Genomic DNA, 930 nt, shown 5'->3' on the forward strand with positions numbered 1-930 from the left:
GTCCGATCAGCTTCGAGACCTGCTGTCCGGCAGAGCGTGGGATGCGGGACGCGGCAAAGGCAGTGCTGCTCTACCGATGACGCTGCTTCTGCTGTCAAAGGCTGGCGCCACCGACCACGATTTGGTGACCGATATGGACATGCTGCGTGAAGTCATGATGCTGCTCAGCATCGCTGCAGATCACGAGATAGTGAACCGAATGATTCAAAACCGAGACCGCTTCACTGGTGCAGACCTCATGGAAACCCTGAAGGGGATCGTGCACCAAAAGCACTCGTCCGCAGAAGCGCTCAGCTTGGGTTAACTGTTGATCAACCCGGCGATATCAGCTTGCACAGTCTGAAGTAGCTCCTGTACCGACTCAAGATTCCCATCTGGGCAGTAAGCTGCAGCAAGGAGCGTCAGCGGGTGAAGTCGAAGGCTTTCCGCTAGGCTCTCGACGACACGAATGCTTGGCATCTGGTGGCCCTGCTCAATGCGGCTCATGTGCCGCCGACTGGTGGCCATAAGCATGTCCTCTTGGGTCAGGCCACGGGCAGCGCGCAGTCGCTGAAGCGCGGAGCCGAAGCTGGCATGACGAGGGACGTTGTTTCGACGCATCCCCTCGATTTCCGCGCAATGAGACTAAAAAGACCACGACCAAATGGTCCCATTGACGGGCTATTCATAAAAAATCACTATCACCGCAAGTCGCGCTGGGTATCTACAAATCATGATCCTGTTCTTGGACTTTGATGGGGTCCTTCACCCTGAGTTCTCCCACGAGTCTCGACATTTCTGTTGCCTTCCCGTCTTGGAGCAAGTCGTACGGCAACTCCAGGATTGCGAGGTGGTGATCTCCAGTACCTGGCGTCTTGATTTTCCATTGGACCGTCTGCGAGAGAAGTTTTCATCGGACCTGGCGGCAAGAGTTGTTGGTGCGACGCCTAG

At 55.8% G+C, this 930-nt stretch carries 3 protein-coding genes; 2 read left to right on the top strand and 1 reads right to left on the bottom strand.

Annotation, left to right across the window (positions count from 1 at the left end; genetic code table 11):
* Window positions 1-304: hypothetical protein (locus AAHB17_RS24490; RefSeq protein WP_342133671.1), on the top strand; the 304-nt coding region annotated here is incomplete at its 5' end.
* Here the strand turns inward: AAHB17_RS24490 and AAHB17_RS24495 are convergent.
* Entirely contained in the window at window positions 301-600 is a 300-nt protein-coding gene (locus AAHB17_RS24495) for a helix-turn-helix domain-containing protein (protein WP_342133672.1), read from the bottom strand. The genes AAHB17_RS24490 and AAHB17_RS24495 overlap by 4 nt on opposite strands.
* A 112-nt stretch (window positions 601-712) precedes the next feature.
* On the opposite strand from AAHB17_RS24495, the gene AAHB17_RS24500 reads away from it, so the two are divergent.
* Window positions 713-930 (top strand): HAD domain-containing protein (locus AAHB17_RS24500; RefSeq protein ID WP_342133673.1); only part of this gene is annotated, 218 nt, incomplete at its 3' end.

This window comes from Hydrogenophaga sp. OTU3427 (assembly GCF_038440225.1).
Classification (GTDB): domain Bacteria; phylum Pseudomonadota; class Gammaproteobacteria; order Burkholderiales; family Burkholderiaceae_C; genus Hydrogenophaga.

Coding starts and splice junctions, on each gene's coding strand:
- AAHB17_RS24495 (WP_342133672.1), bottom strand. CDS start 600: ATGCGTCGAAACAACGTCCCTCGTCATGCCAGCTTCGGCTCCGCGCTT.